Source organism: Streptomyces sp. NRRL S-340, assembly GCF_000720185.1.
Classification (GTDB): Bacteria; Actinomycetota; Actinomycetes; order Streptomycetales; family Streptomycetaceae; genus Streptomyces.
Genome location: NZ_JOIY01000056.1, coordinates 25,692 through 44,293 on the forward strand (window position 1 = coordinate 25,692; position 18,602 = coordinate 44,293).

At 72.2% G+C, this 18,602-nt stretch carries 12 protein-coding genes; 7 read left to right on the forward strand and 5 right to left on the reverse strand.

Annotation, left to right across the window (positions count from 1 at the left end):
* Positions 1 to 18: 18 nt before the first annotated feature.
* The gene (locus tag IG64_RS32915; protein ID WP_037863044.1) at positions 19 to 2,850 is read right to left on the reverse strand and encodes an N-acetylmuramoyl-L-alanine amidase; all 2,832 of its coding nucleotides are present in this window, start codon (positions 2,848 to 2,850) and stop codon (positions 19 to 21) included.
* Between the two features lie 266 nt (positions 2,851 to 3,116).
* Between IG64_RS32915 and IG64_RS32920 the strand changes: the two genes are divergently transcribed.
* On the forward strand, positions 3,117 to 4,220 hold the full coding sequence (locus tag IG64_RS32920) for a hypothetical protein (protein WP_037863046.1): 1,104 nt from the start codon (positions 3,117 to 3,119) through the stop codon (positions 4,218 to 4,220).
* Positions 4,221 to 4,514: 294 nt separating this feature from the next.
* Here IG64_RS32920 and IG64_RS32925 read toward each other — a convergent pair whose 3' ends face one another.
* The 3 genes from IG64_RS32925 to IG64_RS32935 form a co-directional block, all read right to left on the reverse strand.
* Positions 4,515 to 5,897: a chitinase gene (locus IG64_RS32925; protein WP_037863049.1), complete on the reverse strand. Its 1,383-nt coding sequence runs from the start codon at positions 5,895 to 5,897 to the stop codon at positions 4,515 to 4,517.
* A gap of 340 nt (positions 5,898 to 6,237) precedes the next feature.
* Positions 6,238 to 7,293, reverse strand: a complete 1,056-nt coding sequence (locus IG64_RS32930) for a class I SAM-dependent methyltransferase (RefSeq protein WP_037863052.1) — start codon at positions 7,291 to 7,293, stop codon at positions 6,238 to 6,240.
* Between the two features lie 496 nt (positions 7,294 to 7,789).
* On the reverse strand, positions 7,790 to 9,136 hold the full coding sequence (locus IG64_RS32935; RefSeq protein WP_037863054.1) for an epoxide hydrolase family protein: 1,347 nt from the start codon (positions 9,134 to 9,136) through the stop codon (positions 7,790 to 7,792).
* Positions 9,137 to 9,999: 863 nt separating this feature from the next.
* On the opposite strand from IG64_RS32935, the gene IG64_RS41335 reads away from it, so the two are divergent.
* The 6 genes from IG64_RS41335 (at position 10,000) to IG64_RS32960 (ending at position 16,723) form a co-directional block, all read left to right on the forward strand.
* Complete coding sequence (locus IG64_RS41335) at positions 10,000 to 10,413, forward strand: hypothetical protein (protein ID WP_158771710.1); 414 nt, start codon at positions 10,000 to 10,002, stop codon at positions 10,411 to 10,413.
* Between the two features lie 283 nt (positions 10,414 to 10,696).
* Positions 10,697 to 10,843 carry a hypothetical protein gene (locus tag IG64_RS41340; RefSeq protein WP_158771712.1) on the forward strand — a complete coding sequence of 49 codons (147 nt, stop codon included), beginning with the start codon at positions 10,697 to 10,699 and terminating at the stop codon, positions 10,841 to 10,843.
* A 95-nt stretch (positions 10,844 to 10,938) separates the two neighbouring features.
* Positions 10,939 to 11,523: a TetR/AcrR family transcriptional regulator gene (locus IG64_RS37760; protein WP_051813600.1), complete on the forward strand. Its 585-nt coding sequence runs from the start codon at positions 10,939 to 10,941 to the stop codon at positions 11,521 to 11,523.
* Between the two features lie 53 nt (positions 11,524 to 11,576).
* Entirely contained in the window at positions 11,577 to 12,710 is a 1,134-nt protein-coding gene (locus IG64_RS32945; protein WP_037863057.1) for a glycosyltransferase, read from the forward strand.
* 581 nt (positions 12,711 to 13,291) lie between these two features.
* Positions 13,292 to 14,287, forward strand: a complete 996-nt coding sequence (locus IG64_RS32950) for a hypothetical protein (RefSeq protein ID WP_063758859.1) — start codon at positions 13,292 to 13,294, stop codon at positions 14,285 to 14,287.
* Positions 14,288 to 15,223: 936 nt separating this feature from the next.
* Positions 15,224 to 16,723 carry an FAD-dependent monooxygenase gene (locus IG64_RS32960; RefSeq protein WP_037863060.1) on the forward strand — a complete coding sequence of 500 codons (1,500 nt, stop codon included), beginning with the start codon at positions 15,224 to 15,226 and terminating at the stop codon, positions 16,721 to 16,723.
* A 470-nt stretch (positions 16,724 to 17,193) separates the two neighbouring features.
* Here the strand turns inward: IG64_RS32960 and IG64_RS32965 are convergent, their stop codons facing one another.
* Entirely contained in the window at positions 17,194 to 18,138 is a 945-nt protein-coding gene (locus tag IG64_RS32965) for an NADP-dependent oxidoreductase (RefSeq protein WP_037863062.1), read from the reverse strand.
* Between the last annotated feature and the right edge of the window lie 464 nt (positions 18,139 to 18,602).

Genomic DNA, 18,602 nt, shown 5'->3' on the forward strand with positions numbered 1-18,602 from the left:
CCGGTGCGGCGGCGGACGTCAGAGGATGGTGTTGTAGGTGTTCCAGCCGCCGCCCACACTGGACTTGGCGGCGAACGGCGCGGTGGCGCTGGCCTGGCCCTTGTAGAACCAGAGCCCGCCCGAGCTGTCCCGGCCGACGAGGTCGGGCCTGCCGTCCTTGTCCAGGTCACCCGGCCCGACCAGCACGTTGTACGTGTTCCAGCCGGGGCCGACGCGGGTCTTGGTGGCGTAGGGGGCGGAGGCGTTGCCGGTGCCCTGGTAGAGCCACAGCACGCCCGAGCCGTCCCGGGCGATCAGGTCGGCCTTGCCGTCACCGGTCACGTCACCGACGGCGGTCAGGTTGTTGTACGTGTTCCAGCCGGATCCGATCCGGGTCCGCGCCGCGAACGGCGCGGAGGTGCCGGTGCCCTGGTACAGCCACAGCACGCCCGAGCTGTCGCGGCCGATCAGGTCCGGCTTCCCGTCGCCGGTGAGGTCACCGGCGCCGGTCAGGCTGTTGTAGGTGTTCCAGCCCGAACCGACCTTGATGCGCGCCAGGAACGGCGCCGACGGCTTGCCGCTGCCCTTGTAGTACCAGAGCACCCCGCTCTTGTCGCGGGCGACCATGTCACCGGTGCCGTCCGCGCGCAGCGCGGTCAACGGCGTCAGCGTGTCGTACGTGTCCCAGCCGCCGCCCACGCGGTAGCGCAGCAGGAACGGCCCGGAGGCGCTGCCGCTGCCCTGGTACTGCCACAGCACACCCGAGGCGTCCCGGCCGAGGATGTTGTTGCGGTCGGTGGCCGGGTCGGGCGCCGTGCCCTTGACCAGGTCCACGTCCTCGGCGCGCACCCAGGCGAGCCGGTGGTTGTAGCGGATCGGGTAGAAGGTGTTGCTGCCCACGACCATCACGCGCGACCCGGTGCCGGTGCCGTCGATCAGACCGCTGTTGTAGTACGAGCCCTTCACGGCCGCACCGGCCAGCACGTACTTCTGGCCCGCCGGGATGCTGTACTTGGTCAGCGAGGCGCTGTTCTGGTTCTGGACCGAGACGCCGGTGCCGGCGTAGTCCGTGTCCTTCGGGTACGTGCGCCCGTACACGGGGACCGACGTGGTGCCCGCCTTCGCCACGACCGTGTCCGGTGTGCCGACCGCGGTGGCGAACTGGCCGCCCTGGTTGTAGAACCAGGCCTTCTGCCCGCCGTACCAGATCGCGGTCCAGTCCCGCTGCGCCTCCGCGACGACGTACTCGCCGCCGGCCACCACCTTGTCGGCCCAGTTCGGGCCCTCGGTGGCGGTCTGGCTGCCCAGGTACGGGTCGGACAGGGCCGGCGAGCTGGTGGACGGCTGGGTGTACAGGTAGCCGAAGTTCGCCGGCTGCTTGTCGACGGCCGAGCCGCCGTAGGTGAGCGTCGGCTGGTTCGCCGTGGTGAACGGCGGCACCACCCGGATCACCTGGCCGGCCTTGTACAGGCCGCCCGCACCGCTCGCGCCGGTCGGGGCGCCCAGCAGCTGCATGTAGTGGTTCCAGTCCCAGAACGGGCCCGGGTCCCAGTGCTGCGACTTCACATTGGTGTCCAGGACGCCCGGCACCTCGTCGTGACCGATGATGTGCTCGCGGTCCAGCGGGATGCCGTACTTGGCGGCCAGGTACTTCACCAGGGTCGCGGAGGACTCGTACTCCGGCTCGGTGTACCAGCTGCCCTTCTTGATCGCGTAGCCCTCGTGCTCGACCCCGATCGAGTGCATGTTGACACTCTTGTTGCCCGCGTGCCAGGCCTCGTTCTTGTTCTCGACGACCTGGGTGACCTGGCCGTCCGAGGCACGGACGATGTAGTTGGTGCTGGCGTAGGAGGCCGGGTTCTGGAAGACGTTCAGCGAGGCGTCGTAGCTGCCCTCGGTGTCGTGGATGACGATGGAGTTGATCTCACCGCCTGCCACGGGCCGGTTGGCGATGTTGTAGTTGCCCCAGTCGTCCGGGCCGCTGTTCTGCTGGTACGCGGCCGGCTTGAAGTCACACTTCAGGGTCGACGGGCAGTCCGCGGTCGCCGCGGCGGTGACGGTGGCGACCGTCGCCTTGGCGAGCTGGAGGTCCGCCTGCCGGGCGGGCTTCACCGCCGGGTCGGCCGCGAGCGTCACGTACTCGCCGTCCGCGGTGACGCGCTGCTCACCGGTGCGGATCGAGTCGTACACGCGGTTCGCGAAGAGCTGCGCGCCCTTGGTGTCGGTCGCCTGGCTGGCCCGGGCCACGGCCGGGTACCAGGCACCCGGGTCCTTCGGCAGCGAACCGGCCGCGTCCTTCTGGTACTCGGCGAGCAGGGCGGCACCCGCCCGGATGCTCTGCCGGGCGTCGCCGCGCACCTGCTGCGCCGGGACGCCGATGAGTCCGGCCGCCTCGTCCAGCGTGTGCAGCCGGGGGTCGCTCGTGTCGACGGCCCGCCTGCCGGCGCCCTTGAGCGCCTTCGTGGCGTCGAAGTGCTTCTCCACGGCCGGGTCGCCGCTGCGGTTCATGCGGTCGAGCTGCCGCGCGCGCGACGCGGCGTCGTCCTCCAGGCTGCCGGGATCGACGTCCGTGAGCCCCATGACGTTGTACGCGCCCGTGGTGCTCGGCAGCCCGTCATGGTCCTCCCAGAGCGTCTGCCGGTACGAGACCGCCATCAGGACGCTCAGCGGGACGTCGAACTCCTTCGCGGCCTTCTCGAACTCGGCCTGCAGCCGGGCGCCGGGACGGGCGGCCTGGGAGCCGTCCGAGCCGGTGAGCCCGGGGGAGGCCACGGCCAGTGTGCCGGCCGTGGCGGCCACGGCGACGGCCGAGGCCGCGGCGTAGACGAGCAGTCTCTTCTTCTTGCGGCCTCTGCGATGGTCCGCGCTCAAATTCCACCCCTGGTCTGTGCTGGATGTGCAACGTGAGGTCGTTGCAGTTCACCCTTCAACGGGGTGGACGGTACCAACGCCCCCCGGGTCCCGGGCACGGGGGCGGTGTCCACGCGGGGGGCGGGGGCGCATTCGCCCGATACGCCCTTGACGTGCCGTCAGCCTGCCGGGGCCCCGCGGGCAGCGGAGCCCGGCGCACCGCGGCGCGGAGCCCGTCGACCTCCTCGTCGGCACCCCGGAACGGCTCTCGCATAGGGTTACCGCCCATGTGGCCAGCAGAGCAGCCGCCAGGGGGCGGACAGGATCCGGAGCAACCGGTGCCGGGGCAGCAGCCGAACCCGTACCCGCAGCCGAACCCGTACCGGCAGCCCGGGCACGACGGGCCGAGCCCGTACCAGCAGCCCGGCCAGTACGGGCCGAACGCGTACCAGCAGCCCGGTCAGCACGGGCCGAGCCCGTACCAGCAGCCCGGTCACCAAGGGCCGAACCCTTACCAGCAGCCGGCCCGGTGGAACGCGCCGCCCACGCCGCCCGGTGCGCCGGGGGTGCCGCCGCCCCCGGGACCGCCGGGCGGTGGCCGGGGCCGCACCGGGCTCGTCGCCGTGGTCGCGGCGGCGGCCGTCGTGATCGCCGCGGGAGTGACCGGCTACGCCCTGCTCGGCGGCGGCAAGGACGACGGGGCAGCCCCCGGCCCCACCCCCACCACGTCCGCGACCGCCTCCCCGTCCGGGCAGTCGGGTCCGGACAACCCCCGGGCCGCGGACACCGGTACGGCCACCGTGAAGGGCTGGAAGGTGGTGGTGAACCCGAGCGCGGGCATCGCGTTCGACGTGCCGCCGCAGTGGGGGCTGCGGGCCACCGACTGGGTCACGTACGTGGCCGAGAACGACGATCCGGACGACAAGCCGCTGATCGCCATGCGGGCCCCCGCCTTCCTGAAGGAGCGGTGGTGCGCCTCGGACGGCGACAGGGACGGCAGGCCGGACTACGCACCGCTGGCCGCGGCCGGCTCCCGGGGCAACAACGGCGCCCGGAGCACCGGGGACATAGCCCGCGACGACCCGAGGAGCTGGGTGTACGGGCAGTACACCCAGCCGGACAGGACCAAGGTGAAGTCGGGCCCCGTCGAACCGTTCACCACCGCCTCGGGGCTCAAGGGCAGCCTCGGCAGCGCCTGGTCCGTGGGTGTGGACAGGTCCCGGAAGTGCGCCACGGACGGCAAGGCGTGGACGTTCGCCTTCAAGGACGCCCAGGGAGACCTGGCCTCCTGGTCGTTCTTCGCCGCGAAGGGCGTGTCCGGCGAGGTACCGGACGCGACCGTGCGGAAGATCGCCGCCACGGTACGGACCTACCGGCCCCCGTCCACCTGACGGGGGAGGAGGCCGGCCCGGCGCCGGCCGGGAAGGCCGGCGCGGGGGACGCCGCGGGCACCGCGAACGCGGTGCACAGCGCCGTCCACCCGCCCCGGCGGGAGGGGAGAGGCGGCATGGGGCCCTCGTCGGACGTGCGCGTGATGCCGCCGTCACGGGACGGTTCGTCGCCGCGCAGGCCGTCCCCGCCTGACGCGGTCGCGACGTGCCGCCGACCGGCCGTCCGCGCGCTCGGCACGTGCCCGGACCTCGCCGCCGGCGGGGGAGGAGGGGCCGCCCGCCCGGACGTACGGGTCAGCCGGCGTACTGGGCGAAGACGCGGGTGAAGTCCCACGGCTGCTGGGAGACGCCCGAGCAGGTGTCGGCGCCGCCCCCGGTGCACGGGCGGTCGCGGTTGACCGACCAGAAGGTCAGCCGGGCGAGGTGCCGCTGCTGGGCGTAGGCGAGGATGGTGCGGAAGTCGGCGACGGTCACCGTCTCGGAGTTGTCGGTGACGCCGTTCATCGAGGAGATGCCGGTGTGCCGGTAGGCCTGGTCGTCGGTGTACCCGTAGGCGTTCTTGACCGCGGTCTTCAGCCCCTCGGCCGCCTGGACGCTGAGCTGGCCCATGTTCTGGCCTGCGCCGCCGAAGTCGAACGGCATGATGGTCCAGCTGTCCACCGTGAGCCCGGCCGCGGCGGCCCGGTTGATGAGGCTGCTGTCGGGGCCGTTCTGACCGGTGCCGAAGGTGACGTACACCTTGAGGCCGGGGTTGTTCGCCTTGACCGTCTTCAGTGCGTCCACCGTGCGCTGCTGCACGGTCGGGCTGTCGTACGCCGCCGCCTCGATGTCGATGTCGATCGCCTTGAGGCCGTAGGTGCTGATCAGCTTCTGGTAGGCGTTGGCCAGTTCGCCCGCGCTGCCGCAGGAGCTCTCCAGCTTGTTGCCGCTCCAGCCGCCGAACGACGGGATGACGTCGCCGCCCGCGGCGCGGACGGTGTTGATCGTCTGCTGGTCGACGCCGCCGGTCAGGGGCCGGCTGCCGTCCCACTGGGGGTTGCAGTAGCCGTTGCTGAGGACGAAGGCCAGGGTGAACCACTTGACGCCGGTGGCGTTCATGACGGTGGTCGGGCTGGGCGGGTTGCCCCACCCGTTGTAGAGGTAGGGAGCGACGGCCATGGCACCGGGGCCGGGGGCCGCGCCGCCGCTCGGCGCGGTCCACTTCTGGTTCGCGGCGCCCGTGCACGTCCAGATCTGCAACGGAGTGCCGTTGGCGGAGCTGTTGCCGGTCGCGTCCAGGCACTTGTCGGCCTGGGGGTTGACGATGTCCCGGGCGGCGGTCACCGTCCACTGCTGCGCCGCGGTGCCGTTGCAGTCCCACAGCTGGGTGCGGGTGCCGCTGGCGGTGCCGCCCGAGGCGACGTCCAGGCACTTGCCGAGCGCGCGGATGGTCCCGTCGGAACCGACGGTCCACTGCTGCGCGGCGGTGCCGTTGCAGTCGTAGAGCTGCACGGCCGTGCCGTTGGCGGTGCCGGCGCCCGCGACGTCCACGCATTTTCCGCCGATGCCGGTGACGGTTCCGGTGGCTTGCGCGGCGGCCTGCGCGGGCAGGGCGCACAGGCCGGTGAGGAGAGCGGCCACGGCCGTTGCCGCCAGCGTGCCGCGCGTCAACGGTCTGCGGGGGGATGTGGAGAGCATGTGTTCCCTGTCCTGTTCTGCGGCGGGGCAGGTCCGGGCCCGTTCCGCCGCCCGGCCGGCCGCGCGGGACGGTGCTGTCCTGCGCATGACAGACAGGGAGGCGGGGCGGGGCCAGGACCGTTCGTCCGGCCGCGGTCGGTGGGGGAGAGACAGTAAACTTTCCTAACTTCGCTTCGTGATTTAAGGAGTGAGGCAAACACCTGTCAAGTACTCGCGCGGTACAGGAGTGTGATCTGTGCTCGTCGTGAGACGGTGTCGGCCTTTCCCCGGCGGCACCGCTGCCCGGGCCGGCGGACGGCGGCCCAGGCAGCCCGGTCTCACCCTCCCCGGGTGATGCCCGTCACCGCTTGACGTCGTACACGCGGTTGGTGGGGGTTTCCACTGCGAGCCTCCAACTGCGCAGGCCCGCCTCGGCGGCGATGCCCGCGAGGGCCTCCTGGCCCGGGTGGTTGCCGAGCGCGTGCGGACCGTTCTGCGCCAGGGCGGCGGGCAGGCACAGGACGGCGGAGGTGGAGGCGAAGGAGCGGCCGATCGGGTTGATGTTCTCCCCGGGCTCCCCGGACGCGTTCGGTTCGACGACGAGCACGCTCCCGTCGTCCGCGAGGGCCTTCTCGGTGCGGCGCAGCGCGGCACCGGGGTCACCGAGGTCGTGGAGGCAGTCGAAGAAGGTGACGAGGTCGTAGGCGTCCCCCGGGAATTCGTGGGCGCCGGCGACCTCGAACGTCACGCGGTCACCGACTCCCTCCGACTCGGCGAGCTTGCGGGCCGCTTCGACCGAAGGCTCGTGGAAGTCGAAGCCGCGCAAGCGCGAGCGCGGGAACGCCTTGGCCATGAGCACCGTCGAGTGGCCGAAGCCGCAGCCCACGTCGGCCACCGTGGCGCCGCGCCGGAGCTTGTCCTCGACGCCTTTCAGGGCGGGCAGCCACTCCTGGACCAGAACGGCCTCGTACCCGGGTTTGAAGAAGGCGGCGACGGCCTCCGCCAGCTCCGGGCCGTAGTCCCGCCAGTTCACCCCGCCACCGTGGCGGTAGGCGTGCGCCAGCGCGTCCTCCGCGCCGTAGAGGGCCGCCAGCATGCGGAAACCGCCGGCGACGTACGTCGGCACCGAGGAATCGGCCAGGACGGCCGCGTGCGCGTCCGGCAGCGTGTACGTGTCCGCGGCGGCGTCGTGCAGTACGTACTCGCCGGCGACCTGCGCGGCCAGCCACTCCCGTACGTAGCGCTCGACGAGCCCGGTCCGCTCGGCCAGCTGCCGCGCGGTCAGCTCCCCGGCCCCCCGCATCGCCTCGTACAGTCCGAGACGGACGCCCAGCGAGGTCGACACCCCGGCGAAGGCGGCGGCGTTGTCGGCCACGACCCGCTCGAGGAACTCCCGCACGTGCTTTTCGTCCGGCATGTCATCACCCTTTCACCCGCGTGTTCGCCCGAGTCGGCCGGAGGCCCGCGGTCAGTGCTCCCGGCCTCCTCGGCGGGCCCCCTGCGGTGCGCCCGTCGACGACCGGTGGGGCGCGGCAGAGGCGGAACCTGCCATTTCACCAACGAGGAAGGGCTCGGCTCTGGTTCACACGTGGTCCTGAAGGAGCATCGGGCCCCGCGGGCCGGCCGTCAGGGAGTCCTGGTTGTCGGGCCCGGGGGCGCCGGCCGCGGCGGTGAGCCGTTGTGACGCCTCCCGGACGAGGCCGTCTCCCCGGTGGGGTGTCCGGCCGCGACGCGTGGTGCGGGTGCGCCTAAGAGCTGCGAACAAAAGGGGCGCCCGGCTCGAGACGTCCGGCACGCACGCTCGCGGCGTTGCCGAAAGGCCCTGGTAGCTCCGCTACATGGACCTTCCGGCGCCTTGCGATCGCACGCACCGGACGCCGCGAGCTGATCGGACTCCCCTTTTGTTCGCAGCTCTAACGCAGTGACCTGAAGGCGGTACGGAGTTCCTCGGCCAGCAGCCGCGGCTGCTCCCAGGCCGCGAAGTGGCCGCCCTTGCCGACCTCGTTCCAGTGGATGAGGTTGCCGTAGGCGCGCTCTCCCCAACTGCGCGGCGCGGGGTAGATCTCTCCCGGGAAGACGGTCACCGCGACCGGGACGGTGGGGATGTCGACGGCGTTGAACGGGCCTCCGCCCGCCTGCGTGCCCTCCCAGTAGAACCGGCCCGACGACGTCGCGGTGCCCGAGAGCCAGTAGAGCGAGATCGCGTCCAGCATCTCGTCGTAGGTGAGGACCTTCTCGGGCACACCGCCGGAGTCGGTCCACTCGGCGAACTTGTCGTAGTAGTACGCCGCCATGGCCACCGGCGAGTCGGTGAGCGCGTATCCGATCGTCTGCGGGGTCTGGTTCATCATCGCCGCGTATCCGAAGCCGTCGCGGTAGAAGTGCAGCAGACGGTCGTAGGCGAGCTTCTCGCGCTCGGAGAGACCGGCCGGCGCGGGGTCGAAGTTGCGCAGGTGGCGCAGGACGTCCGGAGGTACGGTCCCCGGCATGTTGACGTGGATGCCGAGGAGCCCCTCGGGCTTCTGCGCCGCGAGCACCTGGGAGATGATCGCGCCGTGGTCGCCTCCCTGGGAGACGTACCGTGGGTAGCCGAGCCGGCCCATCAGCTCGTCGAACGCGACCGCTACCCTGGCGGGGTTCCAGCCGGTCGTGGTGGGCCTGCCCGAGAAGCCGTACCCGGGCAGGGTCGGCAGGACCAGGTGGAAGGCGTCCTCCGCCCGGCCGCCGTGAGCCGTCGGGTCCGTCAGGGGCGCGACGATCTTGAGCAGCTCGACGATCGAGCCGGGCCAGCCGTGCGTCATCAGCATCGGCATGGCGTCCGCGTGCGGGGAGCGGATGTGCGCGAACTGGATGTCCAGTCCGTCGATCTCGGTGATGAACTGCGGCAGTGCGTTGATCTTCGCCTCGGCCCTGCGCCAGTCGTACCCGGTGCCCCAGTACTCGACCATGGGCCGGAGTCTGGCGAGCTGGGCACCCTGGGACCGGTCGCCCACCGTCTCCTTGTCCGGCCATCGTGTCGCGCGTACGCGCCGCCGCAGTTCGTTGATCTCCTTCTGCGGGACCCTGACGCGGAAAGGCCGGACGGCGGCACTCGGACGGCTCCCGCCGGGGCCGGCGGTGCCCGCCGCCGACGTGGCGCCCGGCGCCGCCTGGGCACTGCCCGGCAGTCCGAGCTGCGCGGCGGCGACGGCACCCGCGGCGAGGCCCAGGAAGCCGCGGCGTCCGGTCGTGCCGCGTCCGGTGTGGTCGGTCATACCCATCAGACATCCGTTCCTCGATGGCCGGTGACAGCTCGCCGCACGGTGGCCGCGGGCGAGCGTCGTGAGAACGCCCCGGGGGAGGACCCATCGATCATCACCGGTCGAGGCGGTGATGATCGTGGCACGCGTTTGAGTTACCGGTCAAGTAGGTGACGATCGAATCGAGCCACCGCGCGGGGCCGCCTGCGCGCGGCAGGCGCCGGTGCTCGTCCGGCCTGCAACTCGGGGCCGAGGCGGAGGTCCGGGGCCGAGGTCCGGGTGGATGAGGCGGGCCGCCCGCCGGACGGCACGACAGGGGCGAGCGTGTGCCGAGCCCGAGGTCACCGCTGAGGCCGCGGCGTCCCGGTCACGCTCCGCATCCCCGAACCGGTGTCGGCAGGACGTGGGAGACGACGGCCGACGTGGGCCCGTTCGGCCTTGGAGATCGAGCCGTCGAGCGGCCGGACATCCGCGTGGCCCCGGATCGGTTGCGCCCGCAGCACCGCACGATCAGGATCCGTAAGGCGGCGGGCGTGCACCGCTGGTCCGCGGCTACGCGCCCGAGCTGCTCCCTCCGCCCCGGTGACGGCCGTGCCGCGATGTCCGGGAACGACGCCCTCACACACGTATTCTCTATAGACTCATGCATGTATGTGCTCGCACATCACACGCCTGCCGGGTCTCGGTGTCCATGCGAGCCAGGAGCCACACACCATGACCAGTTCTCCTCAGCCCGGGGAACACCGGCCAAGCCTGACCCACCCACCCCTCCCGCATCCCGTCGGCCGGGTCGCGCCAAGCCGACGCGTTGTCCGGGGACACCGGGCGCTTCGCCGCAAGCACCTGACTTCAACCGCAACCACATCCGCGCAGAGGAGAACGTAATGATCCCGAAGGTGCCGGCCCGGCGGGCAGGAATGATCGTCACCGGAGCGCTGATGGCAGGACTGGGTCTTGCCGCACCCGCTTCGGCCGCAGCCAGCAGCCCGGTGGCGTGTCCCGTCACCTGCACTGCCACCGTGCAGATTGTCGGGTTCAACGCCTGGTACCAGGGCACGGTCGACAATTCCTATTCGGCTCCGGGACTGACGAGCTGGATCTGGGCCGGGTCGAACAAGCAAGGAGGCCACGTGGACTACTACCTGCAGGGCGAAGGGACGATGCGCAAGCTCTACAATCCGGCAGGCGGCTCGTCCTCGACGGCCCTGTCCAAAAAGGTCGTCACCTTCAGGGTCTGCGGACCGAATTACACCGGTGGCGACGCCTGTACGCCCTGGAACGTACCCGCGACCTCCTGACTCGGCCTCCAACGTGTGCCGTCGAACGGCACGTCGTACTTGACCATCCGGTTCGGCAACCGTCTTAGAGCTGCGAACAAAAGGGGCGCCGCCCGCCGGGGGCCCACTTTTGTTCGCAGCTCTTATGCCGGTGGAACGGCGGAGCGGTCCGCTTCCTGGAGGCACGGCCGGTGCCGGCCGGTGGACCTGCCGGCACCTGGACGGCAGGCGCCGCCGGCGCCTCGGAGTCCGGCCACCGGGGCCGGATCGACGACTGCGCCGCGGTACGGCCCGGCCCCGCAAGGTGGCCGCCGCGCACCAGCGCACCGGCATACCCGTCGACCACTTCGTCCAGCTCGGTTTCTCCGGCGTGGTCATGATGTCCGACGCGATCGGCGCAGCCCCGGCGTGCGTCAGCGGCAACGTGTGCGACACCTACTCGGACGGCTGACCGGACCGGACCGGCGGACCGGCCCTGCTCAGCCGTCAGCGAGTACCGCCCGGTCCTAGACTGGGCGTATGACACCCCGCGCCTACCGATCCGCCGTGCGTGAAAGCGCTGCCGCCGCGACGAGAGAGGCGATCCTGGACACGGCCGAGGCGCTGTTCGCGGAACACGGCTATCCCCACGTCACCATCAAGCGGATCGCCGATCAGGCGGGTGTCGCCACGGGCACCGTCTACGCGGCCTTCGGCACCAAACCGGCCCTGGTCTCCGCACTGACCGAGCGCGCCGCCGACGACCCCGGCATCGGTGAGGTGCTCGCCGCCGTGCAAAGCGCCACGACCGGTCAGGAGGTCGTGCGTCTGGTGGTGCGCCAGACCTGCGACCTGGTGCGCCACCACCACCGCGTCATGGCGGTCCTCTTCGACGCCGCCGCGGTCGACCAGGACATCGCCGCCCTGCTGCGGGAAACCGAGGACCTCCAACGGGCACGCTTCGGGGAGGTGGCGGAGTTGCTCGGGCGCCTCGGCGCGCTCAGGCCCGGCGTGACCGGGCGAGAAGCCGTGCGCATCCTGGAGTACTTCGTCGCCCCGCCGTCGTGGCACAGGATGCTGCGCATCGGCTGGGACTGGGAAGATGCGCACACGTTTCTCAGTGATGCCGTGTGTGCCGCACTGCTGAGGTGAGTGTTTCTCCATTGATTGAAGTGTGTCGCTACTCAATGCCCTAGACTCCCCGCATGCGCATCCTCTTCTCCAGCACCCCCCAGCACGGGCACCTCCTTCCGCAGTTGCCCCTCGCTCGTGCCTTCCGTCAGCGCGGCGACGAGGTGGTCGTGCTCACCTCGGCAGGTTTCGGTCAGCTCCTCGCGGCCGACGGCCTCACCCTGCTTCCCGTCGGCCCGGAGATCCCCGTGCTGCTCGCGGAGGCGGCCCGTCTGGCGGGCGTGGACGACCCGACTGCACCCGACCCCGCCGTGGCGGCCGAGCTGTTCGCCGGCGCCCGCATCGACCTCACCGCCGACGAGGCCGTTGCCGCCGCACGTGAGTTCCGGCCCGACCTGATCGTGGCCGAGGCCACCGACTACGTCGGTCCGCTCGTCGCCGCCACGCTCCAGGTGCCGTACGCCAAGCTGGCGTTCGGCCCGTTGATCCCCGCCAGGTTCACCGAGGTCTTCGACACGGTCGCCGAGCGCCGCTACAAGGAGCGTGGCCTGACCGTCCCCGCGCCCACCTGGTACCTGGACCCGTGCCCCGAGATCCTGCGGGCGCCGGACTGGGAGTCGCCGCAGGGCCGTCTTCCGCTGCGGCCCGAGGCCCACCGCGGCGCCGGAACGCCCAGCGAGACGGCCGGCGCCATACCCGCCGGCGACGGCGCCCGGCCCCGGGTGCTGCTGTCCTTCGGTACCCACTTCGCCACGCCGGAGGCCCTGCGTCCGGTCATCGACGCCCTCGCCGGGCAGGCCGACCTGGTCGTGACCCTCGGTCTCGCCGCCGAGGCCGCGGACTTCGGTGACGGACTCGACCACGTCGAGTTCGTCGCGTTCACGCCGCTCGCGGAGTTGCTCGACGGCATCGACGTGGTCGTCACGCACGGTGGGGCCGGCACCACGATGGGCACCCTGACGCGCGGCGTGCCCCTGGTGGTCGTACCGCAGGGCGCCGACCAGTTCATCCAGGCCGGCGCGGTCGAGGGCTCGCGCACCGGTGTCGCGGTCATGCCGCCGGCGGGTGCGGAGGCCGTGGCGCGGGCCGTGGCCGAGGTGCTCGGGAACGTGGAGTACCGGGACAACGCCCGCCGCGCCGCCGAACAGATCCAGGCCATGCCCTCGCCCGGCGAGGTCGCGGACCAGTTGGCCGCGGCCGTCGGCTGAATGCGATTGCTCGCCGGGGCATGACGCATGGGTGGCGGGCGGCCGTTTCATGAGCCGCCCACCACGGTGCGTTCCGGCCTCGTCCACCACTTCGCGCTCGCCGGCCCGGCGGCCGTCAGCCCTCGCCGCCGAGGGCCGGCCGGTCGCCCCGGTGTCGCGCACGTGCATCAACAGGCCGGCGAACCCGGCGGGAAGCGGCTCCTCGGTCCGGTCATGGCGTGGTCGACCACGTTGGTCTCCCGCCGGGAGGGAACCCGAGGAGTGTGCCGTTGACGCACGGCGTCCACGACCGCCCAGGACACCTCCGAAGAAGCCGCTGATCGCCGCCGTGCGGAGGTTCGCAGAGCGCACACCCGGGCCCCCTGACGGCGTACCTGTGATCGCGCGCGAGAGAGCCTCCCCGACTGCCCGCGGACAGTGCGCCGGCGGCGATGCGGCATGCCTTGCCCAAACGTTTTTCGACTCTGTCAAACGCCGTGCGGGCGCAGGCAGGGCTCTCGCTGTGTGCCGCAGAAATCTATGCATATGGGCGCCGATCGTGCGGTCAGAAAGGTGCCGACGAGACACGTATGATGCCGCTCATGACGCAACCCCCAACGTCGCCGAATCCCGGCACGGTGTCCTGGTCCGACGCGGTGCAGGACGCGATGGAGGGCGACCTGGTGACCGCACTCGCCTACGGCACTCCCGCCGGAGGCTGTGTGATCATCCCGGTCTCCCCCACCGGACTCGTGGACCGAGCCGCGGGCACGATCGGTGTCACCACCTCGCTGGCCTTCAACGGCAAACTCTTCAACATACTGCGCGACTCGCGCGTCGCGATGGCCTACCACACGCGGGAGCACGGTTTCGCGACGGCAGGGGAATTCGCCGTGGTGCAGGGCCGCGCCGATGTGCCGCTGTCGCCGTCGCCCGAGGTGCTCGCCGATCTCGCGCCGCGCGTCGAACGGTTCCTGGGCGCGGTGCCCACCGGCAAGTTCTGGGACTGGATACTCCGGGACTACTTCGACAACCGGATCGTGATCGACATCGCCGTCCAGCGTGTCGTCTCCTGGCCCGACGAGTCCGGCAACGGGGAGCGGACCGTCTCCGGCGCAGCGTGGCCCGGTACCCCGGACACTCAGCCGCCTCCCGCGAAGGGCACGGGGCCGCGCGTCGGCATGCGCAAGCTGCACGGTCAGGTGACCAAGTTGACGCACCAGCTCATCGGCTACCGCGGAGCCGACGGCTACCCGGTCGTCGTACCCGTCCGGGTCACCGGCCACAGCGAGCGGGGACTGCTGCTGGAGTGCGCCCCCGGACTGCTGCCGGAGGGCGCCCGCAGGGCGGGCTTCACCGCGCACGCCTTCGGGCCGCAGGCGGTCGGCCTGGCCAACCGGATCTGCACCGGCTGGCTGGAGGTGGACGGCGACACCGTCGTGTACGCCCCGCACACGACGTCCGGCTTCGCCGCGCCCCCGGTCAAGACCGTGCAGATGTTCTTCAACGGAGTGTTCGCCAAGCAGGGCTGGCGCAAGGCGCAGCGTGAAGGCACTCTGGCCAAGCTCGCACAGCTCAAGGACGCGCACCGGGTCTAGTGCCGGGACCGGGAAGGTTCACCTGCTCGTGCCGTCCGGCGCGGTGCCTCGCCGCGTTGTCGCATCACCCGAGCAGATCCGGTACGCGGGTCATGTTCCGGCTTGCGACGCCCTCCCACCGCCCCGAAGGCCGTGGGTGGTGCCCCCGTCACCGGGCGCCGCGGACTTCCCGGCGAACCTTCCCGGCCACAGCACCGGCCGGACGGTGCCGCCCGTCGCGGCCACGTCGTAGGCGCCGGCGCCGCCCGGGACCGTACGCCGTCCGGCGGACGCGAGGCGGCGCAGACCGTCCGCCACGGTCACGGGCGCCGGCGGTCCCTTCTCTTTTCAGGCCGGCAGTGGGGGCGGCGACATCGGCCTGACGATCCGGCACCGACGGGGAGGCGCGTGCGCCGGTGAAGCCCGACCGCAACCCGGCCCGGCAAGGCTCCCGGTACAGGCAGGCGAACGTTCGCCCGTGCGGTGATCGCGCCTTCCGCGGCACATGCACCGGTAGAGCGCGGCCCCAATCAGATACGTGTGCCTGTGTGCGAACATGTGATTCATGGTCGGCCCTCTGCCCGTCGGCAACGAGTGGCCGCCTGCCCTCATCAGGGGAGGGCGGGGCCATGGGCCCCGCCGCACACGTCGGGGAAGGGCCCGTACAAGCCGGTCCGGCACCAGCGTGCACATGCGCCGCGCCAGGAACATGTGCGGACGTGTCGGTCCGCACGGCGGGGCCGGCACGGCCTCAGCGGCGGGACTTCTGAGCCGGACGTACCCCTTCGTGCTGCCGGCGCACCAGCACCCTTCCGTCGCCGCCCCGGCCACCGCGCATCGGACGCCCCTGTTCGAGGGCGACCTGAAACTCCCCGGAACGGTACCGGTCCGCCGGTCCGCCGGGACCCGTCCAAAGTTCCCGCGGGAACCCCCCATGCTCGTCAGGAGAACACGCTCATGTCCGTGACGCCGTCCACCTCACCGGCTCCCGAGGCCGTCATCGTAGGAGCAGGACCAGTCGGGCTGTGGCTCGCCCACGAACTGGCCCTCACCGGCGTCCAGGTGCTCGTGCTGGAGCGGGACGAAGTGCGCAGTCCGCACTCCAAGGCCCTGGGCATCATGCCGCGCACGGTCGAGGTGCTGGCTCTGCGCGACCGGCACCGGGATCTGCTCGCCGCCGGCCGGCGCAGTCCGGGCTGGCACTTCGGCATGCTGGAGTCCCGCGTCGACTTCAGTGCGCTGCCCACTCCGTTCCCCTTCATGGTCATCCACCCGCAGCGGGCCACCGAGGAGCTGCTGGAACAGTACGCACGGGAGGCGGGCGTCGTCGTCCGGCGGGGCAGCGCCGTCACCACGCTGACGCAGGACGACAGCTCGGTGACCCTGCGGGTGTCCGGGCCCGAGGGCGAGTACGAGGTGAGCGCCCCGTACGTCGTGGGCGCCGACGGAGGGCGCAGCACCGTTCGCGGGGAAGCCGGTGTCGCGTTCCCCGGAACCGAGAGCTCTGCCTACGGGTTCATCGGCGAGGTCGTTCTCGACGACCCGCCCGGCTCCCCCGGCTTCGCCGCGCGCTCGGCGGACGGGATGTTCCTCGTCGTGCCGCTCGGCGACGGCAGGTTCCGCCTGGCCGGGTACGACGCGGTCCACCAGCGTCGTGAACCGCCGACCATGGAGGAGCTGCGGGACGCGTCCCTGCGCATCGCGGGCACCGACTTCGGGATGCACAGCCCGTCCTGGCTCACCCGGTTCGGCAACGCCACGAAGGTGGCGGCCGCCTACCGCGCGGGCCGGGTGCTGCTGGCCGGGGACGCGGCGCACATTCACTGGCCGGCGGGCGGCGTGGGCCTGAACGTCGGCCTCCAGGACGCCATGAACCTCGGCTGGAAGCTGGCCGCGGTGATCCAGGGGCGAGCGGGGACCGAACTGCTCGACACTTATCACGCCGAACGTCACCCGGTGGGCCTGGAACTGGCCGGACACACGCTGGCCCAGGGGGCGCTGATCACCCGTTCGACGCCGGAGACGGCCGCGCTGCGTGGCCTGCTGAACGAGGCCATCAGCACGGACCCCGCCTTCTCCGGGATGCTGGCCGGCAAGCTCTCCGGCGTGGACGTCGTCTACCGGTCCGACGACTCCGCCGCCCACCCGCTCACCGGGGCCCGTGTCCACGATCCGGCGGGTGACGGAGTGTTCCCGCTGCTGCACGGCGGTCGTGCCGTCCTCCTCGTCACAGGGGAGGAACCGCTGGACACCGAGGTCACCGACCGGGCGGCCGAAGCGGGCATCGCGGTCCGCGCCGGCGGCATCGCCGGCCCGGGCGGCCCCGGGTGGTCCGGGGTCACGGCGGTCCTCGTCCGGCCCGACGGACGCGTCTGGTGGGCGACCGGGACGCCGCCCGGACAGCAACTGACGGCAGAGATCGCCAAGGCGCTCACGGAGGTTCCTGCGGTCTTCTGACGCAGGCCGCCCGCGCGCGGCCGGCCCCGCCGACTGGTCGCGGGCGGCCGGGGCCTCCGGCCGGTGGGGGTGGGGGCAGACGGCGGGGGAGGCGTGGAGCGGGCGGGATCCGGCGCGCCACGGCCGCTCCGTGCCCGGCGGCCACAGCCGGCCGCCGGGCGGGGCGTACCGCGCCGGGCGGGGCGTGCCGCGCCGGGCGGGGCGTGCCGCGCCGGACAGGCGTACCGCGCCGGGAACGGCGTACCGCGCCGTCTCTTCCCCGGACGGTGCGTCCGGCGGCCGGACCGCCGCCTCCGGCGCGCCGGTCCGGTGCTCGACGGGAAAGGCGCGCGGCCGTTCCCGGCCGGCCGTGAACACGGTCAGACGCAGGCCCGACGGCGGCAGTTCGGCAGGCCCCGCCCGGCACGCGGGCGCCGGCGCCGCATGCCCGTCCGGGGCCGGTGTCCCTCCTCGGCCGCGGGCCGGGGCGGTCAGAACTCCAGCACCAGCCGTCCGCGGATCCCGCCGCGCTCCAGGAGACGGTGCGCGGCGACGGCTTCTTCGGCGGGCAGGGTGCGGGCCACCCGCAGGGTGAGCCGGCCCTGTTCGACCTGGATCCGCAACCGGTCCAGCCGCTCCACGTCGCCGAGGTACGAGGTGAGCACCGCCGTGCGGTTGCGGATGGCGCGGAGCCGCAGTTCCTCGGAGGACCCCACTCCCACGCTGCTGGAGAGCGTGCCGCCCTCCCGTACGGCCAGGGAGGCGCTCGCTCCGGCGCCGACGGTGTCCACGAGCCCGTCCACGCCGCTGGGCACCGCCCGCAGGATGTTCCGGCCGATGTCGCCCGCGCGCGGGACCACCATGTGCGCGCCCAGCGAGCGCACGAGTTCCTCGTCGTCCGGCGAGGCGACGGCGACGACCGTGAGCCCGTCCGCCCGGGCCAGCTGGACCGCGTAGCCGCCCACGGCCCCGGCGCTGCCGGTGACCGCGACCGTCCGGCCCGGCGCGAGGCCGACCAGGTCCAGGGCGAGCCGGGCGGTGAGCCCGTTCATGGGCAGGGTCGCCGCCTCGGCGTGACTGCTTCCCGCGGGAGCGAGGGCGACCTGCCGGGCGGGCAGCGCGACGTACTGGGCGCAGGCGCCGCCGGTCGCGCTGGTGGGCATCACCACCGCCATCACCCGGTCCCCGACGCGCAGACCGGTGCGCGTTCCCGGGCCGATCTCGTCGACGACCCCGGCGGCCTCCGCGCCGAGCACGTAGGGCGGCCGGAGGGCACAGGCACCGGTGAAGCCGCCGCGCAGGAACCGGTCGCCGGGGTTGACGGTCGCGGCGTGCACCCTGACCCGCACCTGTCCAGGGCCCGCGTGCGGCTCGGGGACGTCGAAGACGTCGATGACCTCGGGGCCTCCGAAGCAGGTGACGCCTACAGCTTTCATGTTTCTCTCCAAGGGACGGGCCGTGCCGGAACGCGGGGGTACAGCCGCTGCGGTGCACGCCGTTGAGCCCGTACGTGCCCGGTGGGCCGGATGGTCCCGGGCCCTGACGTCCTCGATTGTGCCGCGACCGACCGGCACACGTCCTCAGTCGATCGACGGTGGATGTGTGTTTCTCCGCTGAACCTCAAGTTCCGGTTGCACGGCGCCGTCGGTGCTCCATCGCCCGTCATCGTCACCAGCTTGACGGGTGACGGAAACTCCTGCCATGATTGCGTCACCGCCCGAACGGGTGACACTGAAGTCGAAGGGTCACCGGGGAAGGAGGCCCGACCAGCACACCCAACGCATCCACTTGCGAACCACGTACAGGGAGAACCGTCATGGCCGTCACCTACACCGCCCGCGTCGACGTCACCGGCGAAGGCCGCAACGGCGGCACCGCCCGCTCCGCCGACGGCCTCCTG

Coding starts and splice junctions, on each gene's coding strand:
- IG64_RS32920 (WP_037863046.1), top strand. CDS start 3,117: ATGTGGCCAGCAGAGCAGCCGCCAGGGGGCGGACAGGATCCGGAGCAA.
- IG64_RS32925 (WP_037863049.1), bottom strand. CDS start 5,897: ATGCTCTCCACATCCCCCCGCAGACCGTTGACGCGCGGCACGCTGGCG.
- IG64_RS32930 (WP_037863052.1), bottom strand. CDS start 7,293: ATGCCGGACGAAAAGCACGTGCGGGAGTTCCTCGAGCGGGTCGTGGCC.
- IG64_RS32935 (WP_037863054.1), bottom strand. CDS start 9,136: ATGGGTATGACCGACCACACCGGACGCGGCACGACCGGACGCCGCGGC.
- IG64_RS41335 (WP_158771710.1), top strand. CDS start 10,000: ATGATCCCGAAGGTGCCGGCCCGGCGGGCAGGAATGATCGTCACCGGA.
- IG64_RS32945 (WP_037863057.1), top strand. CDS start 11,577: ATGCGCATCCTCTTCTCCAGCACCCCCCAGCACGGGCACCTCCTTCCG.
- IG64_RS32950 (WP_063758859.1), top strand. CDS start 13,292: ATGACGCAACCCCCAACGTCGCCGAATCCCGGCACGGTGTCCTGGTCC.
- IG64_RS32960 (WP_037863060.1), top strand. CDS start 15,224: ATGTCCGTGACGCCGTCCACCTCACCGGCTCCCGAGGCCGTCATCGTA.
- IG64_RS32965 (WP_037863062.1), bottom strand. CDS start 18,138: ATGAAAGCTGTAGGCGTCACCTGCTTCGGAGGCCCCGAGGTCATCGAC.